Below are 19,800 nucleotides of genomic sequence, written 5' to 3' on the forward strand. Positions count from 1 at the left end.
GTCTCGCCGACTGCTCTGCCGTGTCGGAGGCACCAAGTAGGCTGCTCGCGTGCCCGAACTGCCGCCCGTCTCCGATCTTTTGGCCACCGCCGTGCAGGCGCTCGGCGGCAAGGAGCGGGCCGGACAGCTGACCATGGCCGCGGCGGTGGACCATGCGATCGACACCAGGGAACATCTCGCCGTGCAGGCCGGGACGGGCACCGGCAAGTCGTTGGCGTACCTGGTGCCGAGTGTGCGTCACGCGGTCCGCACCGGACGCACAGTGGTCGTGTCGACGGCGACGATCGCATTGCAACGCCAGCTGGTGGACCGGGATCTGCCGCGGCTCGCCCAAGCGCTGAGTAAGCCCCTCGGGCGGACGCCGCAGTACGCGATCCTGAAGGGACGCAATAACTATCTGTGCTTGAACAAGATCAACAGCGCGATCCCGGACGAGCCCGCCGAAGCAGAGCTGTTCGACGCGTTCGCGATCTCGCGTCTCGGACGCGAAGTGCAGCGACTCAACGAATGGGCATCCGACACCCAAACCGGTGACCGGGACGAGTTGGCCCCGGGAGTAAGTGATCGCGCATGGCGGCAGGTCAGCGTGTCGTCACGGGAATGCCTCGGCAAGTCGCGCTGCCCGTTCGGTCAGGACTGTTTCGCCGAGCGCGCCAGGGCCGAGTCGGCGCAGTCCGACGTCGTCGTGACCAATCACGCGCTGCTCGCGATCGATGCGATCAGCGGCATCCAGGTGCTCCCCGAGCACGATGTGGTGGTCATCGATGAGGCACACGAGCTGGTCGACCGGGTCACCGGCGTCGCCACCGCCGAACTCGCCGCCGCGGCGATCAGCGCGGCCGCTCGGCGCTGCGCCAAACTTGTCGACGAGCAAGAGGTGGACCGCCTGGAAGGCGCCGCGGAGGCGTGGCACGACCTACTGGACAACCTGCCCGCCGCCCGGTGGGACACCCTGCCCGACGGGGTGGCACCGGTACTGGCCCTCGTTCGCGACGCCGCGTGGAACGCGCGCACCGCGCTCGCACCCCAGGGCGGCACCACCGGGCAGGGCGATCCCGAGAACGCGGCGGCCCGAAATCTGGCGCTGTCCGCGATCGACGAAATACACGACGGCGCGGTCCGCGCCCTGACCGCGTTCGACGAGCCGGACGCTGCCACTCGTCGCGACGTCATCTGGCTGGCAGCCGACGAGACGCGCGGTGTCGTGCGCCGCTCGCTGCGCATGGCGCCGCTGTCGGTGGGCGGGCTGCTGCGCGGCCGACTCTTCGGGACCGCCACGGTCGTGCTGACCTCGGCCACCTTGCAGATCGGCGGCTCGTTCGACGGGCTCGCGACCACCTGGGGCCTGCCCGCCCAGTCGGGCAACCGCACCGACGCCGCCACCGCGAACGGCGCCGAAGCGCCGTCGGACGCCGACACCGTCCGCTGGAGTTCGCTCGATGTCGGCTCACCGTTCGACCACGCCAAGTCCGGCATCCTCTATGTCGCCAAACACCTACCCGCGCCGGGCCGGGACGGGCTGGCGCCTGCCTACCTGGACGAGATCGAACGGCTGATCGAGGCAGCGGGCGGGCGCACGCTCGGCTTGTTCTCCTCGATGCGCGCCGCACGGGCCGCCTCCGACGCGCTGCGCGAGCGACTGGACACCCCCGTGCTGTGTCAGGGCGACGACGCGACGGGCGCGCTGATCGCCAAATTCGCCGACGATCCGGAGACCTCACTGTTCGGCACACTGTCGCTGTGGCAGGGTGTCGACGTGCCCGGCCCTTCGCTGAGCCTGGTCATTCTCGACCGCATCCCGTTCCCTCGCCCGGACGACCCGCTGCTCGCGGCCCGCCAGCGCGCGGTCGAGCTGCGCGGCGGAAACGGGTTCATGACCGTGGCGGCCAATCACGCGGCGCTGCTGCTCGCGCAAGGCACCGGACGCCTGTTGCGCAGCGTGGATGATCGTGGCGTCGTCGCCATCCTCGACTCCCGCCTCGCCACTGCCCGCTACGGCGGATATCTCCGCGCGTCGCTGCCGCCCTACTGGGAAACCACCGAACCGGACGTCGTTGTCAAAGCACTCCGACGGCTCACAGCAGCCGCACTGTGAAACCGAACGCACCGACGAAACGATGCTTCCATGCGGAAGTAGCTTGATTTTCGATACTTCGGTGGCGCGCTAAGTGACACGGTCGAGACGACTACCGGCGGAACAACGAACCCGGAAGGATTTCGGATGGCATTGAATTGGAAACTGGTCATCGACAGCAGAAACGCCGCCACTCTCGCCGACTTCTGGGTCGCCGCCTTGGAGTACGAGCTGGAAGACCCCAGCGTTCTCATCGCGCAACTACTGGCCGCCGGCCGGCTCGGCGAAGACGCGGTCGTCGAGCGCAACGGCCGCAAGACCTTTCGGGGCTACGCCGCGATCCGTCACCCCGACGATCCATTCGACCCGACCAGCGGTGTCGGTCGGGGGAGGCGACTGCTCTTCCAAGATGTCCCCGAGGACAAGTCGGGCAAGAACCGGCTGCACCTCGATGTACACCGCGAGCACGGCGACCTCGACGCCCTCGTGGCCCGGCTGGAAGGGCTGGGAGCAACCCGCGTCCGGGAGATCGACAACGGACCCGCCGGGCACTGGTGGATCATGCAAGACCCGGAAGGCAACGAGTTCTGCGCCGCGTAGGTTCGTCCGATGAGTGAGCGCGGCGGTCGCGAGCCGGAACGGGCGTCTGATGACGCAGTGCGTACTGCTCGAAACGTTTTCGCCCACAACGAACATGTCGGCTGCGCACCCGTCGACCGGCGAGGACCTCGGAGGATCCGGGCGTACAACCCCGACCGCAACACTTCGGCCCCGGTGCAGGCCGGGGCCGAAGTGGCCGTGGCACTCCTCGAGGGAGGCCGAGGCATCGCCGAGATTACTCCAGCCCACCTGGGTCGACGAGCATCCCGGACCGGGGTGTCGGGACGACGGCGACGCTTGACATGTCGGAGCCGAGTGGCAGTCTGCTCGGTGAGGCCGGGGCCTGAGTCATCGAGTTCGGACACCGGTCGAAAAGCCGCAGGCTCGGTCTGTGAGGCCGAGCCTGCGGTGGGGTCACGCGGGCGAGCGCAGGACACCGAGGCCTGGGTGTGTCCCAGACTCAGAACACCCACTTCAAGATGAGGGCGAGCAAGCCTGCCACCACCGCGAGGACAATCGCACCGACCCCCCAGACGAATCCCTGACGCTGCCACGGATTTCCCGCGTCCAGTGAGAATTTGCCCGGGCCGGTGAACGCGATCGCCGCGGCGGCCACCGCGAACAGCAGCGCGGACTCATAACCTTTGCCGGTCAGCAGCCCCCCACTCCACGACGCGTTGATCGCGTTGATCATCGTGCCGATCACGATCGCGGACGCCAGCGGCGTCAGCAGACCGAGCAGCAGCAGCACACCTCCGGTGCATTCGCTCAAGCCCGCGATCGTCCCGAACAGCTTCCCCGGGTTGTAGCCCATCTCATGGAAGCCATCGGCGTTGGCCCGCCAGCCCGGCCCGTCGAACCACCCGAATAGTTTTTGCGAGCCGTGCGCGGCGAGCAGACCGCCGAAGACGACGCGCAGAAGCAACAGTCCGATATCGGTCGAGATGTCATCCAGTTTGTCGTTCGTGGCGTGTTCCGATAAGGATTTCGTTGTCATGGTGGTCCTCATCCCTGCAAAGTCGAGTTCCCTGACAGGTCGCGACAAATCGGACTGCGGTCTGATTTGCCGACGAGCGAGAGAATTTCCGATCCTTCTCGTCATATTCCACGTACGAGACGGCGAGATGGTTCAGGCGCGCTGGCGCGTCATTCCGCGAGGACGAAGAAATAGCCGAGGAAAACCAGCATCAGTGCCCACATGGCCGGGTGCACATCCTTGATCCGCCCCCTGGCCACCATGACGACCGGGTAGAAGAGCATGCCCATGGCGAGCCCGTTGGCGATGGAATAGGTCAGCGGCATCATCACGATGGTGACGAACGCGGGAACCGAATACTCCAGCCGATTCCAGTCGATCTGACCGAGCACGCGAGCCATCAGGATGCCTACCACGATCAACGCGGGCGCGGTCACCTCGCCGGAACCCGCCACCACCGCGAAAACCGGGTAGCAGAACATGGCGACCAGAAACCAGCCCGCGGTGGTGACCGCGGTCAGCCCGGTGCGGCCGCCCGCCGAGACGCCCGCCGTCGATTCGACGTATGCGGTGGTGGTCGACGTGCCGACGACGGCGCCCGCCATCGTGCCCACCGAATCCGCCGCCAGCGCACTCGCCGCACGCGGCAGCTTGCCTTTCTTGTCCAGCAGCCCGGCTTGGTTCGCGACCCCGATCAACGTGCCGGAGGCGTCGAAGAAATCGACGAACAGCATGGTCAGCACTACGATGGCCAGCTGACCGGTGAACGCGTCCGGCAGGTGGATGATCGCCTGGCCGAAGGTGTGCTCGAGCCCCTTGGGCGCGGAGACCACCCCGGTGGGCAGCTCGACCAGGCCACTGACGATGCCGACGAGCGCGGTCAGCACGATGCCGTACAGCACCGCACCGTGCCAGCCCCGCACGAGGAACACCACGGTCACGACTAATCCGAATAGCGCCAGCAGTGTCGTGCCCTTGGTGAAGTCACCGAGCGCGACCAATGTCGCATCGCTGTTCACCACGATGCCCGCGTTCTTCAGACCGAGGAATGCGACGAACAACCCGATGCCCGCCCCGACTGCCAGTTTCAACTGCATCGGAATGGCATCGAGGATGCGTTCGCGAACCTTCGTGACCGCGAGAACGAAGAAAACGAGACCCGACAGGAAGGTGCCCGACAACGCCACCTGCCACGGAATCCCCATGCCGAGCACCACCGAGTACGCGAAGAACGCGTTGAGTCCCATACCCGGTGCGAGCGCGATCGGGTAGTTCGCCCACAAGCCCATGACCAGACTGCCGAACACCGCGGCTACGGCCGTAGCGGTGAATACCGCCTGCATGGGAATGCCTTTGTCACCCAGAGCGCCCTGGTCGCCGAGTACCGCGGGGTTCACCGCCAGCACATAGGACATGGCCAGGAATGTGACCGTCCCCGCCATGAACTCACGCCTGACGGTCGACCCGGTCGATCGAACGCCGAAGTACCCGTCGAGGCGTCCTCGGGTCCGGTTCAGAACATCGGTGACCATGGCTATCTCCAGTCGAAAATGATAAGGGGGTGCCAGGGCACGGTAGCCGACGTTCACCGACTCGAGGCCCCTCCAGGGGACCATCCTCCCGGGGTGGAGACCACCCAAGCCCGCCCCCTCGGCGCAGGTCCCGAAGTGCCAGAGAAGCGGAAACTACGCGTGCGGCGCGGATACCAGGCCGAGTTCGGCGTCGCAGGCCAGCAGGTCGTTGTGCGGGAGGATCCGCACCGTATAGCCGACGGCGCCGGACAGCGGAACCGGGGTGTCGACGGTGAACAGTTCGACACCGGCATCGGAACCGCTGTGCGTCATCGGGATCGTGCTGACATCGGACAGCTCATCGTCCGCGGACACCCGGCCGAGCACCGCCTGCACGGAGACATCCGAGACACCCAGTCCGCCGAGCTCGATCCGCGCGGTCAGCGACAGCCGCGCCCCGAGCACCGGCGTATCCGGCAGGCCCGCGCTGTCCACCTGGATCACCTTGACCGACGGCCACGCCGCCTCCGCCCGGCGGCGATACTCGGCGATGGCGCGCGCGCCGGCGAAATCAGCACCGGTCGCGCGCCGATGGGCCGCGGCGGCGGGCGCGTAGTACTCCACCGCGTAGTCGCGGACCATCCGGGAGGCCAATACTTTCGGACCCAAGGTCTGCAAGGTATGGCGGACCATCTCGACCCAGCGCACCGGCATCCCGGACGGGTCGCGATCGTAGAAGCGCGGCGCCACGGTGCGCTCGAACAGGTCGTAGAGCGCGGCGGCCTCCAAGTCGTCGCGGCGTTGATCGTCCCGAACGCCATCGGCGGTCGGGATGGCCCAGCCGTTCTCACCGTCGTACATCTCGTCCCACCAGCCATCCCGGATCGACAGGTTGAGCCCGCCGTTGAGCGCGGACTTCATGCCGGAGGTACCGCACGCCTCCAGCGGGCGCAACGGGTTGTTCAGCCAGACATCGCAACCCCAGTACAGATAGCGGGCCATCGACATGTCGTAGTCGGGTAGGAACACGATCCGGTGGCGCACCTCGGGATCGTCGGCGAAGCGAACGATTTGCTGAATGAGTGCCTTGCCGCCGTCATCGGCGGGGTGGCTCTTGCCTGCGACGACCAGCTGCATCGGGCGCTGCGGATCCAGCAGCCGCGCCCGCAGCCGCTGCGGATCACGCAGCATCAGGGTCAGTCGCTTGTATGTCGGCACCCGGCGCGCGAATCCGACAGTCAGCACGTCCGGATCGAAAACACTGTTCACCCAGCCGAGTTCGGCCTCCGCGGCACCGCGCTCCAGCCAGGACGCGCGCACCCGGCGGCGAACTTCGGCAACCAGGTCGGCGCGCAACATATTCCGCGTCGACCACAGCTCACCCAGGTCGATATCGCGCAGTCGTTCCCACCCGCGCCCCTCCTCGATCAATTCCGCGCCGATGTGCTCACGTGCTTTGTCGACCCATTCGCGCGCGGCCCACGTCGTGGCGTGCACACCGTTGGTGACCGACCCGATCGGCACCTCGGCGGCGTCGAATCCCGGCCACAGCGAGGCGAACATGGCCCGACTCACCTCGCCATGCAGTTTCGAAACACCGTTGGCTCGCTGCGCGAGACGCAGACCCATGTGCGCCATATTGAACACGGAGGGATCGGCCTCGCGACCGAGCGCCACGATCCGGTCCACGGAGAGGCCGGGCAGCAGCGCGGAATCGGATTCGCCGTGTGCACCGCCGAAATAGCGGCGCACCATCGGCATCGGGAACCGATCGATGCCGGCCGGCACCGGGGTGTGGGTGGTGAACACGGTGCCGGCCCGAACCGCGGCCAGCGCGGAATCGAAATCCTCTCCCGCGGAGACGAATTCACGGATCCGCTCGACACCGAGGAAACCGGCGTGACCTTCGTTCATGTGAAAGACGTCGGGATCGGGCAGTCCGGCCGCGGCCGTGTACGCGCGGACCGCGCGCACACCACCGATGCCAGCCAGGATCTCCTGCCGAATCCGATGCTCCTGATCGCCGCCGTAGAGCCGGTCGGTGACCGCGCGCAGTTCCGGATCGTTCTCGGCGATATCCGAGTCGAGCAACAGCAGCGGAACCCTGCCGACCTGCGCGATCCATACCCGGGCTCGCAGCACCCTGTTGTCGGGCATGGCCACATGGATGAGGACCGGCGAACCCTCGGAGGTGAGCGCACGCAGCGGAAGACCCTGCGGATCCAAGGCCGGATAGCGCTCGGTCTGCCATCCGTCCGCGGACAGCGTCTGGCGAAAATAACCGGAGCGGTACAGCAATCCGACACCGATCAGCGGCAGACCCAGATCGGAGGCGGCCTTGAGGTGGTCGCCCGCCAGAATGCCGAGACCACCCGAGTAGTTCGGTAGCACCTCGGTGACGCCGAACTCCATCGAGAAGTAGGCGATCCCGCGGACGTCCCCCTCCCCCGCACGGCGCTGAAACCAGCCCGGGGCTGCCAGGTAGGCACGCAGGTCCGCGGCAGCGGCGTCGACGCGGCGGACGAAGTCGGCGTCGGCAGCCAGCTCATCCAGCCGGGAAGCAGACACCTCACCCAGCATCCGGACCGGGTCGTGGCCCATGTCCCGCCACCGCCGCGGATCCAGCTCGGCGAACAGGTCCTGCGTCGGCGGATGCCACGACCAGCGCAGATTCGTAGCGAGTTCACCCAGGGCCGCCACACGCTCGGGCAGATGGGCACGGACGGTGAAACGACGCAATGCCTTCACCCGGCGAACCCTACCGAACTCCCTGCCGGGTGACCGATCACGACCCATAACACCAGCAAGACGTCCGATAGATCCACAGGTCACTTCGCCACGACCGGAGACGCAGAAAATCTTTGGCAAGTACCGGAGTGAACTGGCAGCATCAGCTGATGCCGCACTGGGTTCACGTTCTTCCGCAATTCCTTCTGGCCTGTCTGATCCTCGCGGCTTTGCCCGGTCCGGCAACTGCCCTCTTCCTTCAGCGCTCCGTGCGTGATGGCCGCACAGCGGGGCTGGCGGCGGTGCTGGGCAACGAGATCGGCGTGCTCGGCTGGACACTCGCGGGTGGGGCCGGGCTTTCGGTGCTGCTCGTCGCGAACCGAGTCATGAATGCCGCGGTGCACGTCGTCGGAGCAGTGGTGTTGATCTGGCTCGGTGTCCAGTCGTGGCGGAGTGCGCGAAAGGACGACGAGTTCGGTAGCACGATGACGAAAATGCTGCCGTCCGGGCGGACACCCCGCGCCGCCTTCCGCGCATCGCTGCTGTCGATCGCCGCCAACCCGAAAGCGGCCGTCTTCGGGTTGACCATCCTGCCGCAGTTCCTTCCGTCCAGCGGACCGGTGCTGCCGACGGTCGCGATCCTCGCGCTCATCCAGCTCGTCGTCGACACCGTGTGGTGCGTCGGCGTGGTCCTGGCCGCCGACCGCGCGGGCGCCTGGCTGCGCAGGACCGGTGTCCGACAGCGGCTCGAACGCGCGCTCGGCGCGATCCTGGTCGCCCTCGGCCTCGGGCTCGCCGTCGACGCGCGCTGAGATATGGGTCTGCCTCCCACGTCGAACGGGCGTCCCGCGCGCCGAGGCCGCCGCACCCGCACGACTGGCGTACTCCCGGACATCACGGTGCGGCGCTGCCGGGGGCATATTCGAACCGTTCGGTAATCCGCCTGGTCTACGCACTCATCCGGTCCGCACGCCCGCCTGCCGGTAGGTTGGTCCCGTGACCGGCCGCATCGCTATCGATGACACTGCCCCGTCCATCGCAGGCGGTCGGCCTGCCAAGGCCGTGATCGGCGAGGTTTTCCCGGTGCGCACCGTGGTGTGGCGAGAGGGCCACGATGCCGTGGCCGCCACGCTGGTGGTCCGTGCGCCCGGCGGGTCCAGACCGGTCCGGGTCAGGATGGCGCCGGACCACGAGCCCGACGTGTTCAACGCGACATTTACGCCGAATGTCCCCGGCGCCTGGACCTACCGCATCGAAGGCTGGAGCGACCCGTTCACCACGTGGCGTTCGGCGGTGGAAGCCAAGTTGGCCGTCGGGCAGAGTGCGGCCGACCTGGCCAACGATCTGGAACTGGGCGCCCGGCTGTTCGACCGCGCGGCACAGACGGTGCCGAAGAAGCAGTTCGAACGGTTGCGCACGGTCGCGGCGGCACTGCGCAGTGCCGAGCAGCTGCCCGCACGCGTCGCTCCGGCCTTCACCGACGAGGTCGCCGAGATCCTCCGGACCACTCCACTGCGCGACCTGGTCACCCGCGGCCCGCAGCACACCGTGCAGGTCGAGCGACACCGCGCGCTCTGCGGATCGTGGTACGAGTTCTTTCCTCGCTCGACCGGCGGCCGCGACGCCACCGGCACGCCGATCCATGGCACCTTCGCGACCGCGGCCAAGGAGCTGCCGCGGATCGCCGCCATGGGATTCGATGTGGTGTATCTGCCACCGATCCACCCGATCGGTGAGGTGAATCGCAAGGGCCGCAACAACGCGGTCACCGCCGAGCCGGGCGACGTCGGCTCGCCATGGGCGATCGGCTCGGAACGTGGCGGTCACGACGCCGTGCACCCCGATCTCGGCACCGAGTCCGATTTCGTCGAGTTCGTCTCGGCGGCAGCACGGCTCGGCCTCGAAGTGGCACTCGACCTCGCGCTGCAGTGCGCGCCCGACCATCCATGGGTGCGAGCGCACCCCGCGTGGTTCACCACCCTCCCGGACGACACCATCGCCTACGCCGAGAACCCGCCGAAGAAATACCAGGACATCTACCCGGTCAACTTCGACAATGACCCCGACGGCCTCTACGCCGAGGTGCTGCGCGTCGTCCGGCACTGGATCGATCTCGGCGTCAAGATCTTCCGCGTCGACAACCCGCACACCAAGCCTGCCGACTTCTGGGAGTGGCTGATCACCACCGTGCGCCGCACCGATCCCGACGTGATCTTCCTGTCCGAGGCGTTCACCCGCCCGGCTCGGCTCTATGGGCTGGCCCGACGCGGATTCAGCCAGTCCTATACGTATTTCACCTGGCGCGTGGCGAAGTGGGAATTGACCGAGTTCGGCAACGAGCTGGCCGCGAAGGCCGACGAAGCCCGCCCGAACCTCTTCGTCAACACCCCGGACATCCTGCACGACAGCCTCCAGCACGGTGGACCCGGGATGTTCGCCCTCCGTGCGGTGCTTGCCGCCACCCTGGCACCGAGCTGGGGCGTCTACTCCGGCTTCGAGCTGTTCGAGCACCAAGCGGTGCGACCGGGTAGCGAGGAATATCTCGACTCGGAGAAGTACGAGTTGCGCCCGCGGGCGTTCACCGAGGCGCTCGCGCGGGGGGAATCGCTGGAACCGTGGATTACCCGGCTCAACGAGATCCGTCGCGCACACCCCGCCCTGCAACAGTTGCGTTGCCTGCATTTCCATCACGTGGACAACGACGCACTGCTTGCTTACTCCAAGATCGACCCGGTTGGCGGCGACGCCGTGCTGGTCGTGGTGAATCTGAACCCGTTCGGCGCCGAATGGGGCATGCTCTCGCTCGACCTGCCTGCCATCGGTCGCGAATGGCATGACCATCCGGTGGTATACGACGAGGTCAGCGGCGAGGAATATCATTGGGCCCAGACGAATTACGTGCGGCTCGATCCCGCCCACGCGGTCGCGCACATTCTCACCTTGCCCCCGGTTTCGCAGCAGGCCCGCACCGAACTGGCCTTTCGCAGGACGCTGCGATGAAGCGGCGCGATCTGCTGCTGCTGGCCGCGGGCGCCCATACCGACCCGCACACCGTACTCGGCGCACACCCGCATCACGACGGCACCGCCGTCCGGGTACTGCGCCCGCACGCCGAAGCGGTGGCCGCGCGTATCGGCGGGATCGACCATCCGTTGAGCTCGGTGGGGCACGGCGTGTTCGCAGCTGTGGTGCCATACCCGGATCTGATGGATTACCGCATCGTCACCACCTATCCGGGCGGCCAAACCGTACTCGGCGCGGACGGATACCGTTTCCTACCCACCGTAGGTGAACTCGACCTGCATCTCCTCGGCGAGGGCCGCCACGAACGACTGTGGGAGGTACTCGGCGCGCACCCACGCCGCTACACCACGCTCGATGGCGAGGTCGAGGGTACGTCGTTCGCGGTATGGGCGCCGAATGCGCGTGGCGTCACCGTGATCGGCGATTTCGACGGGTGGAGCGGCAACACCGCGCCGATGCGCGTACTCGGATCATCCGGTATCTGGGAAGTATTCGTCCCCGGCGTCGGCCCCGGCGCGAAATACAAGTATCGCGTGCACGGTGCCGACGGGCGCACCGTCGATCATGCCGACCCGCTCGCCTTCGCGACCGAACTGCCCCCGGCGACGGCGTCGGTGGTCAGCGAGAGCCATTACGTCTGGCACGACCGCGCCTGGCTCGACCGTCGCGCGGCCACCGATCCGACCCGCGCGCCGATGAGTGTCTACGAGGTACATCTCGGCTCCTGGCGACCGGGCCTCTGCTACCGCGAAATGGCCGACCAACTGGCCGAATACGTGCGGGCCGCCGGTTTTACCCACATCGAACTCCTCCCCATCGCCGAGCATCCGTTCGGCGGTTCCTGGGGCTACCAGGTCACGTCGTACTACGCGCCGACGGCACGGTTCGGCTCCCCGGACGACTTCCGCGCCTTCGTCGATCGCATGCATGCGGCGGGCGTCAGCGTGCTGTTGGACTGGGTTCCGGCGCACTTCCCGCGGGACGAATGGGCGCTGGCTCGCTTCGACGGCACCCCGCTCTACGAGCACGCCGACCCACGTCGCGGCGAGCAATTGGACTGGGGCACTTACGTTTTCGACTACGGCAGACCCGAAGTGCGCAACTTCCTCGTCGCCAATGCGCGCTACTGGATCGAGCAGTTCCATATCGACGGCCTGCGGGTCGACGCGGTCGCCTCCATGCTCTACCTGGATTACTCGCGCGGCGAGGGCGACTGGGAACCCAACGCGCAGGGCGGCCGCGAGAACCTCGAGGCAGTCGACTTCCTGCAGGACCTCAACGACACCCTGTACCGCCACCACCCCGGCGTGGTAACCATCGCCGAGGAGTCCACCACCTGGCCCGGGGTCACGCGCGGCACCGACGTCGGCGGGCTCGGCTTCACCATGAAGTGGAATATGGGCTGGATGCACGACACCCTCGGGTTCCTCGGCCGCGACCCGATTCACCGCAGTTGGCATCACAACGAGATCACCTTCTCGCTGGTATACGCCTGGAGCGAGAACTACATGCTCCCGATCAGCCACGACGAGGTCGTGCACGGCAAAGGCACGCTGTGGACCAGGATGCCCGGGGACGATTTCGCCAAGGCCGGTGGGGTACGGGCGTTGCTGGCCTACATGTGGGCCCATCCCGGCAAACAGCTGCTGTTCATGGGCCAGGACTTCGGCCAGTTTCGCGAATGGTCACACGATCGAGGGTTGGACTGGCACGAACTGGACAACCCCCTGCACCAAGGCATTGCGGCACTGGTGACCGATCTCAACGCGGTCTACCGCGCCTCTCCGGCGCTGTGGAGCCAGGACACCACACCGGGCGGTTACGCCTGGATCGAGGCGGATGATCGCGCGAACGACGTCCTGGCGTTCCTGCGCTACGGCTCGGACGGTTCTGTGATCGCGTGCGTCTACAACTTCTCCGGCGTGATGCACGGGGCCTACCGGGTCGGCCTTCCGCAACCGGGCCGCTGGATCGAGATCCTCAACACCGACGCGGTCCCTTACGGCGGATCGGGTCTCGGCAACCTGGGTGCGGTCGTGGCCACCGACGACTCGTGGCACGATCGTCCGGCGTCGGCCACGGTGACGCTCGCCCCGAACAGCGCGGTCTGGCTGCGCCCCGCCGCACCCGAGCGGACCGCGATCCCCGACGAGCGCGTGCCGGCGCAGTAGGACACCGCGCCGATCAGCGCCGGACTCAGTACAGTGCGGCGGCCAGCTTGCGGCGCGCGGCGACGACGAATGGTTCGGCCTGATCGAACAGCTCGAACAGCTCGACCAGCCGAGTGCGCGCCTTGGCGCGTTCGTCGCCCGCGGTGCGCTTGATCACACCGATCAGCCGATCGAACGCCGCTTCGGGCTGCTGCCCGAACAGTTCGAGGTCGGCGGCGTCGAGCGCGGCGTCGACGTTCGTCGAGTCGGCCTCCGCGATGGCGATAGCGGAGTCCGGGATCTGCTGCGCGCGAGCCAGGAACCGGAGCTGACGCAGCGCGGCCTTGGCTTCTTCGTTCGTCGGCTCGGCAGCGAGAATGGCTTCGTACGCCGCCTCGGCGCCCGCGAAATCGCCCTGTTCCAGCGCTTCCTCGGCGGCCGTGAAGCGCGGGTCCTCGGCGGCCTGCGGCTCCGCGCCGCTCTCGAGCTTGCCCGCGACCGCGTCCACAACGGCCTTCAGCCACTGCCGCACCTGCGGCTCCGGTTGAGCGCCTTCGAAGTCGGCCAGCGGCTGGCCGCCGGCGATCGCGATCACCGTGGGGATGCCCTGTACCCGTAGCGCCTGCGCGATCCGCATATTGGCCTCGGCCTCGACGGTCGCCAACTCCCAGGCGCCACCATCGGCGGCGACCAGACGTTCCAGCGTCCGGACCAGCTCGATGCTGCCCGGGCTGCGCTGCGAGTACAGCACGACGACGACCGGAACCTGCGTGGAGCGGCGCAGCACCTTCGTCTCGAAATCGACCTCGTTCACCGCGTAATCGCCGGCCGCCGCGCCGCCCGCGCCCCCGGCGGGCTGCTTCAGGCTGGACAGATCCACCGCGCCGGACATAGCGGCGGCGGCAGCGGGCGAAGGACGGCGTGCGGCTGGTCGAGTCACAGCTTCCAGTTTGTCACGACGTGACAGACGCGGGTGCTCCGGAGTCGACGGGCGTGGCGTCACTCAGTTCGCCCAACTGGCCGGCGCGTACCGCCCAGACCTCGAAGAGCACCGTGAAGAACGGCGGAATGCTGGACAACAGCGCGAGAACGGTGGTCTTGGCGCTCCAGCCCAGTTCGCGTGCCGCGACGATCGCGGCGATCACGAACAGCACGAAAATGATCCCGTGCGTCATGCCGAACACCTTCACCGGCCACAGCACCGGCTCGGGGAGCCGCTTGAATACCATGCCGATGATCAGGAAGCCCCAGGAGATCGCCTCGAGCACGGCGATGAAACGGAACCGCTTGGCGACCGTGCTGAGGTCGAAGACATTGCCCATGCGCACCATTGTGCCGGATGCACTACGCACTGTCGTAGTCGGTGTTGTTTGGCTGTGTTGTTTGGCCGCGGCTGCGCCGCGGCGTGTTCGCGGCCCCCCGTGTGGCTCGCGTCCGGGCGACCGACGCTGGCGACTTCGCTGCGGACGCGTCGGCCGCTCGGACGCGAGCCGGCCCGCGAACGGACAATGTTCGGTCTCGCTACGCTCGGAAACGGGTGTGGGGCCGATGTGATTGCGTCGGTGCGCAGGAACTGGGTGTTTGTGGTTCAGCAGGCCGGCACGGGGGTGCCCGGTGGGGCAGTCGAGGAACTCGCCGAGATCGACCAGACGACCGAGACGCAGACCAGCTGTCCGCGGTCAGACGCGGACGATCAGCGCGTCACCCTGACCACCGCCACCGCACAGCGCGGCCGCGCCGACGCCGCCGCCGCGCCGCTTCAGTTCAAGAACCAGGTGCAGCAGGATGCGCGCACCGGACATACCCAGCGGGTGGCCGATGGCGATGGCGCCCCCGTTGACATTCACCTTCGCCGGGTCGATTCCCAGCTTGCGAGTGGAGGCGACACCGACCGCCGCGAACGCCTCGTTGATCTCCACCAGATCCAGGTCGGCGGGCGCGATACCCTCGCGCGCGCAGGCTTTGGCGATCGCATTGGCAGGCTGATCCTGCAACGTCGAATCCGGGCCGGCAACTACGCCCGCGGCGCCGATCTCGGCGATCCAACTCAGGCCGAGCGATTCGGCCTTCGCCTTACTCATCACCACGACAGCGGCGGCGCCGTCGGAGATCTGCGAGGCGGTGCCCGCGGTGATCGTGCCGTCCGCGCGGAACGCGGGGCGCAACTTGGCCAGCGACTCGGGAGTGGTGTCGGCGCGAATGCCCTCGTCGGTGGTCACCAGTACCGGATCACCCTTGCGCTGCGGCACCGCGACCGGGACGACCTCGTCGTCGAAGAGACCGTTCTTCCACGCCGCCGCCGCACGCTGGTGCGAGGCCGCCGCGAACGCATCCTGGTCTTCCCTGCTGATTCGGTCGGCCCCGTTGCGCTGCTCGGTGAGCGCACCCATCGGCTGGTCGGTGAAGATGTCGTGCAGACCGTCGTAGGCCATGTGGTCGCGCAGCGTCACATCGCCGTACTTGAAGCCCTCTCTGCTCTTGTCGAGCAGATGCGGCGCCCGGCTCATCGACTCCTGGCCACCGGCGACGACGATCTCGTACTCGCCGGCCCGGATCAACTGGTCGGCGAGCGCGATCGCGTTGATGCCCGATAGGCACACCTTGTTGACGGTCAGCGCGGGAACATCCATCGGGATGCCCGCGGCCGCGGCCGCCTGACGGGCCGGAATCTGCCCCGCGCCCGCGGTCAGTACCTGTCCCATGATCACGTAGTCGACCTGCTCGGCTGCGACGCCGCCCTTGTCCAGCGCCGCCTTGATGGCCAAGCCGCCCAGAGCGGATCCGCTGAAGTCCTTGAGGCCCCCGAGCAGCCGACCAACCGGGGTACGTGCACCGGAGACGATCACGGAAGTGGTCACGACGAGCCTCGCATTCATAGATCGGACCTGCGACACCTGCACAGCCTGCACAGCCTTGGCACGCGAACTGCGACAGGTGGATGTACTCAACGGTAGCGGGTACAGCCCCTACAACTCCGGCCAGGTGGCGCTACGTTCGAGCAACTCCGGCCAGGTGGCGCTACGTTCGAGGTGTGAGCAACGGTATGGACCAGTCTTCTTTCATCCCCGCGGACTACGTGACCGCGGTCGACCACGTCGGCATCGCGGTGCCCGATCTGGATATCGCGGCGGCCTGGTACGCCGAACACCTGGGCATGATCGAAACGCATCGCGAGATCAACGAGGCCCAAGGGATCCATGAGGCGATGCTTTCGCTGCCCGGAGCGCCGGACCGAGCCACCGCCATCCAGTTGCTGGCTCCGCTCGACGCGGAATCCACCATCGCGAAGTTCATCGACCGTAGTGGCCCGGGACTACAACAACTGGCCTACCGCGTGACCGACATCGACGCAGTCTCCGCCTACCTGCGCGCCAAGGGGTTGCGTTTGCTGTATGAGGCTCCACGGCGCGGAACAGCCGATTCCCGCATCAATTTTATCCACCCGAAGGATGCTGGTGGTGTGCTGATCGAGTTGGTCGAACCGAACGCGCATGTTACGCACTAGTATCAGGATCAAGTCGGGAAAACTCGTTGGAATGACATTCGCAGTCGAGTCACCATCGGGTGGACTAAGGCTGTAGTTTGTGTGCCATGTCGTCACCCGAGTCCGATCGCAATCGCTTCGTTGCACTGCCCTTCACCGTTGTGCGCAAGGGTTATGCGCAAGACGAGGTGCGTAACTACTTCGACCGCTTCGACGCGGAATTGAGAGTCACCGCCACCGACCGCGATGCCGCTGCGGCACAAGCACGTAACCTCGCAAGCCAGCTGGAAGACGCGCGGGACGAGATCGACGAGCTCCGCAAGGAGGTCGACCGACTCTCGGTGCCGCCGACCACCGCGGAAGGCATGTCCGACCGTATTTCTCGCATGCTGCGGCTCGCCTCCGACGAGGCGTCCGAAGTACGTGCCCTGGCGCAGGCCGAGGCAGCGGAGATGGTGTCGATCGCCGAGCAGCAGGCCACCGAGATGCGTGGCAAGTACGAGTCGCTGCTGGCGGAGACCAAGGAGAAGCGCGAAGCGCTCGAAATCGAATTCGAGCAGACCCTCGCGAACGCACGCACCGAGTCCGCCAAGATCATCGAGGCCGCCCAGGCCGAGGCCGACCGCATCGGCAAGGAAGCCGACGCCAAGCGCAAGGCCACCCAGCAGGACTTCGAAGCCACCATGGCCGAGCGCCGCACCAAGCTCACCCGTGCCATGGAAGAGCTGGAGGCCACCAGCCGCGCCGAGGCCGCACAGCGGATCAAGGACGCGACCGACGAGGCCAACCGCCTCATCACCTCTGCGACGCAGACCTCTGAGCGCAAGATCGCGCACGCGAAAGAACTGGCCGAGGAGATGCGCGTGCTGCGCGGTCGCGTGCTGGCCCAACTGCTGGGTATCCGCGGTCAGCTCGACTCGGTGCCCGCGATGCTCGCCGCGGTCAACCGAGAAAGCGAACTGCTGGACGGCGTTCCGGATCAGCGCAAGTCGATCGGTGGCGGCACCAAGTCGGTCACCGGCTCGCGTCAGAAGGCGATCCCCGAGGTCAGTACCGAGGAAGACGAGTTCGACGCGGAAGAGCGCGAGAACGCCGACATCAGCAACTGACATCTCGCCACCCGGCGATTAGGCAGTATCTGTACCGAATTCACCGAAGGCCGCCCCAGCCGGGGCGGCCTTCCTAATTTCCCGGACCGGCCCGACCCGTACGACCGAAACGATGATCAGCGACCGGGTCAGGACCAGCGCCGGACGATTCTGCGCGTCTGGCGACCGTTCCAGCAGCCACGATGCCAATGCCTGCGGTCATCCTCCCCACCGTCGGTAGGCCAGGCGACGATGTGCGCGACCCCGGGCGCGATCTCGTGATCGCAGCCGGGGCACCGATACATCTTGATCGCGCGGGCGCCGGGGATGGCACGGACCACGTACGTCTCGCCGCCCGGGCCCGGCTCGGTCTGCCCGAAGAGGTCCCCGATCGGTGCGCCGCTCAGCCGCGACCGATCGGCGGGGCGAACCGAACGCGGCTTCCGACGAGGCATGCGACAAGCCTATTACGCCGCCGCCAACGGTCCACACCCCGCGAGCTGTCAGGGGAAACAGTTCAGAAGAGGCGGAATTCGTTGCTCTCCGTGCCACGCAGAGCGTCGTAATCGAGTGTGAGGCAACGGATGCCACGATCCTCGGCGAGAGTGCGCGCTTGCGGTTTGATCTGCTGGGCGGCGAACACCCCTGCGACGGGAGTCAACAGCGGGTCTCGGTTGAGCAGTTCCAGGTAGCGGGTGAGTTGTTCGACGCCGTCGATCTCGCCACGGCGCTTGATTTCCACCGCGACCGTACCGCCCTGCGCGTCCCGGCACAGCAGGTCCACCGGGCCGATCGCCGTCATATACTCGCGCCGAATCAAGGTATAGCCTGGCCCGAGAGTCTGCACGTGCTCGGCGAGAAGTTCTTGAAGATGAGCCTCCACCCCGTCTTTCACCAGGCCGGGGTCGATCCCCAGTTCGTGCGAAGAGTCATGCTCGATATCTTCGACGGTGATACGGAGTTCTTCCCCCGCCTTGTTGGTGACGACCCACAGCGCCTTCGCTCCGTCCGGTAGCTGCGCGTCACCATTGCGCTCCTCGAGTCGGCACGGGGGGCTCATCCAGTTCAACGGCTTGTACGAGCCACCGTCGGAGTGAACGAGAACCGAGCCGTCCGCTTTCATCAGCAACAACCGACGGGCCATCGGAAGATGGGCGGTGAGTCGCCCTACGTAGTCGACCTGACAGCGAGCAATCACTAGGCGCACCCAAGCACTGTAGGCGAGCGCCCGACCGCGATTGTCGTCAGCCCATGAGCAGGATGGCCGCGAGGACCGCGCTTACCACAAACAATGCGGATTCGACCCGGGTGAGCCGGCGCACCGCGGTCGACACCCGGCGAATCATGACGAATCCGACGGCCGACCCGATGGTGAACGCCACCAGATGACCGACGTGGGTGAAGGTCTGACCGATCATCACCCCCTCCGCGGCGACGATGAACCACACAGTCACCCAGAGGATGCGCCACCGGCGCGGCACAGCCGCGACCAATGCACCGACCAGTGCCATCGCCCCGTAGCTGACGCCGACATCTTCGACCGAACCGATACTCGCGGGCACCCACCCGGCTTCCACCGCCACCCATAAGCCCGCCGCGACTAGCAGCGTGGCCCCGATGTGGCCAGCAAGGAAGACGCGCACCAAACGCAGGGCGCCGAAGCGCAGTTCGGCAAGCGCGAGCAGACAGGCGAGCAGAGGAATGATGACCGATGCCGCAGTGACATCTCCGATCACGAACGCACTGGACAGCAGCGTCCCGACCCGGCCGTTCAGCAGGTTGTGCAGGTTGGTGCTGGCGTTGCGAACCATCTTGGTCTGAGCGGAGTCACTCAGCACCGAGAAGACCGCTGAGACAATGACCAGGCCGGCCAAGTATCCGACCGTGGCGGGCAAGCGCTGCCACCACCTCGACCGCGTCGAGGCATTGAGATCGCTCGGCATCCGGTCAGCCTGCGTCGCCGAGACAACCATTCGTACCTCCGTTGTCGCGCGTCGACGGAAATCTGCCGCCGTCCTCCATTGTCGATGCCCGCGCTCTACGTACTCTGCCACTTCCCGGTGAGCTTGTCGTGATCTGTTGTCGTGTGGGGGAAATGCCGAAGGCCCTCGACTGTGTCGAGGGCCTTCGGTGAAGGATGTTCCGGCGGTGTCCTACTCTCCCACA

The 19,800-nt window shown here is 66.9% G+C and carries 16 protein-coding genes; 7 read left to right on the forward strand and 9 right to left on the reverse strand.

Annotated features, from left to right (window positions below; genetic code table 11):
• Positions 1–49 precede the first annotated feature (49 nt).
• Both AB0C34_RS27230 and AB0C34_RS27235 read left to right on the forward strand, forming a co-directional pair.
• Positions 50–2,095, forward strand: a complete 2,046-nt coding sequence (locus tag AB0C34_RS27230) for an ATP-dependent DNA helicase (protein WP_357078788.1) — start codon at positions 50–52, stop codon at positions 2,093–2,095.
• 126 nt (positions 2,096–2,221) lie between these two features.
• A complete protein-coding gene (locus tag AB0C34_RS27235) occupies positions 2,222–2,674 on the forward strand; it encodes a VOC family protein (protein WP_357078791.1) in 453 nt (150 codons plus the stop codon).
• A 460-nt stretch (positions 2,675–3,134) separates the two neighbouring features.
• Here the strand turns inward: AB0C34_RS27235 and AB0C34_RS27240 are convergent, their stop codons facing one another.
• From AB0C34_RS27240 to glgP, 3 genes are all read right to left on the reverse strand, one after another.
• Entirely contained in the window at positions 3,135–3,671 is a 537-nt protein-coding gene (locus AB0C34_RS27240) for a DoxX family protein (protein ID WP_357078794.1), read from the reverse strand.
• Positions 3,672–3,820: 149 nt separating this feature from the next.
• A complete protein-coding gene (locus AB0C34_RS27245; RefSeq protein ID WP_357078797.1) occupies positions 3,821–5,182 on the reverse strand; it encodes an NCS2 family permease in 1,362 nt (453 codons plus the stop codon).
• A 153-nt stretch (positions 5,183–5,335) separates the two neighbouring features.
• Entirely contained in the window at positions 5,336–7,909 is a 2,574-nt protein-coding gene (gene glgP / locus AB0C34_RS27250; protein WP_357078800.1) for an alpha-glucan family phosphorylase, read from the reverse strand.
• 149 nt (positions 7,910–8,058) lie between these two features.
• Here glgP and AB0C34_RS27255 point away from each other — a divergent pair, with 149 nt between their 5' ends.
• From AB0C34_RS27255 to glgB, 3 genes are all read left to right on the forward strand, one after another.
• The gene (locus AB0C34_RS27255) at positions 8,059–8,700 is read left to right on the forward strand and encodes a LysE family translocator (RefSeq protein ID WP_357078803.1); all 642 of its coding nucleotides are present in this window, start codon (positions 8,059–8,061) and stop codon (positions 8,698–8,700) included.
• Positions 8,701–8,884: 184 nt separating this feature from the next.
• Entirely contained in the window at positions 8,885–10,888 is a 2,004-nt protein-coding gene (locus AB0C34_RS27260) for an alpha-1,4-glucan--maltose-1-phosphate maltosyltransferase (protein ID WP_357078806.1), read from the forward strand.
• Complete coding sequence (gene glgB / locus AB0C34_RS27265) at positions 10,885–13,083, forward strand: 1,4-alpha-glucan branching protein GlgB (protein ID WP_357078809.1); 2,199 nt, start codon at positions 10,885–10,887, stop codon at positions 13,081–13,083. The genes AB0C34_RS27260 and glgB overlap by 4 nt, the downstream gene beginning before the upstream one ends.
• Positions 13,084–13,108: 25 nt before the next feature.
• Here the strand turns inward: glgB and AB0C34_RS27270 are convergent, their stop codons facing one another.
• The 3 genes from AB0C34_RS27270 to AB0C34_RS27280 all read right to left on the reverse strand — a co-directional run bounded on the left by AB0C34_RS27270 (position 13,109) and on the right by AB0C34_RS27280 (position 15,920).
• Positions 13,109–13,954: a tetratricopeptide repeat protein gene (locus AB0C34_RS27270; protein WP_357078843.1), complete on the reverse strand. Its 846-nt coding sequence runs from the start codon at positions 13,952–13,954 to the stop codon at positions 13,109–13,111.
• 61 nt (positions 13,955–14,015) lie between these two features.
• A complete protein-coding gene (locus AB0C34_RS27275; protein WP_357078846.1) occupies positions 14,016–14,393 on the reverse strand; it encodes a DUF3817 domain-containing protein in 378 nt (125 codons plus the stop codon).
• A 348-nt stretch (positions 14,394–14,741) separates the two neighbouring features.
• Complete coding sequence (locus AB0C34_RS27280; protein WP_357078812.1) at positions 14,742–15,920, reverse strand: acetyl-CoA C-acetyltransferase; 1,179 nt, start codon at positions 15,918–15,920, stop codon at positions 14,742–14,744.
• A 185-nt stretch (positions 15,921–16,105) separates the two neighbouring features.
• Between AB0C34_RS27280 and mce the strand changes: the two genes are divergently transcribed.
• Together mce and AB0C34_RS27290 are read left to right on the forward strand one after the other, a co-directional pair.
• A complete protein-coding gene (mce, locus tag AB0C34_RS27285) occupies positions 16,106–16,567 on the forward strand; it encodes a methylmalonyl-CoA epimerase (protein WP_357078849.1) in 462 nt (153 codons plus the stop codon).
• A gap of 86 nt (positions 16,568–16,653) precedes the next feature.
• The gene (locus tag AB0C34_RS27290) at positions 16,654–17,655 is read left to right on the forward strand and encodes a hypothetical protein (RefSeq protein ID WP_357078815.1); all 1,002 of its coding nucleotides are present in this window, start codon (positions 16,654–16,656) and stop codon (positions 17,653–17,655) included.
• Positions 17,656–17,783: 128 nt separating this feature from the next.
• On the opposite strand, the gene AB0C34_RS27295 is transcribed toward AB0C34_RS27290, so the two are convergent.
• The 3 genes from AB0C34_RS27295 to AB0C34_RS27305 all read right to left on the reverse strand — a co-directional run bounded on the left by AB0C34_RS27295 (position 17,784) and on the right by AB0C34_RS27305 (position 19,607).
• Positions 17,784–18,089 carry an ATP/GTP-binding protein gene (locus AB0C34_RS27295; protein ID WP_357078818.1) on the reverse strand — a complete coding sequence of 102 codons (306 nt, stop codon included), beginning with the start codon at positions 18,087–18,089 and terminating at the stop codon, positions 17,784–17,786.
• 62 nt (positions 18,090–18,151) lie between these two features.
• Positions 18,152–18,841: an endonuclease NucS gene (gene nucS, locus AB0C34_RS27300; RefSeq protein ID WP_357078821.1), complete on the reverse strand. Its 690-nt coding sequence runs from the start codon at positions 18,839–18,841 to the stop codon at positions 18,152–18,154.
• 37 nt (positions 18,842–18,878) lie between these two features.
• Positions 18,879–19,607: a rhomboid-like protein gene (locus AB0C34_RS27305; protein ID WP_357078825.1), complete on the reverse strand. Its 729-nt coding sequence runs from the start codon at positions 19,605–19,607 to the stop codon at positions 18,879–18,881.
• Positions 19,608–19,800 lie beyond the last annotated feature (193 nt).

It is taken from the genome of Nocardia sp. NPDC049220, from assembly GCF_040647855.1.
GTDB lineage: Bacteria > Actinomycetota > Actinomycetes > Mycobacteriales > Mycobacteriaceae > Nocardia.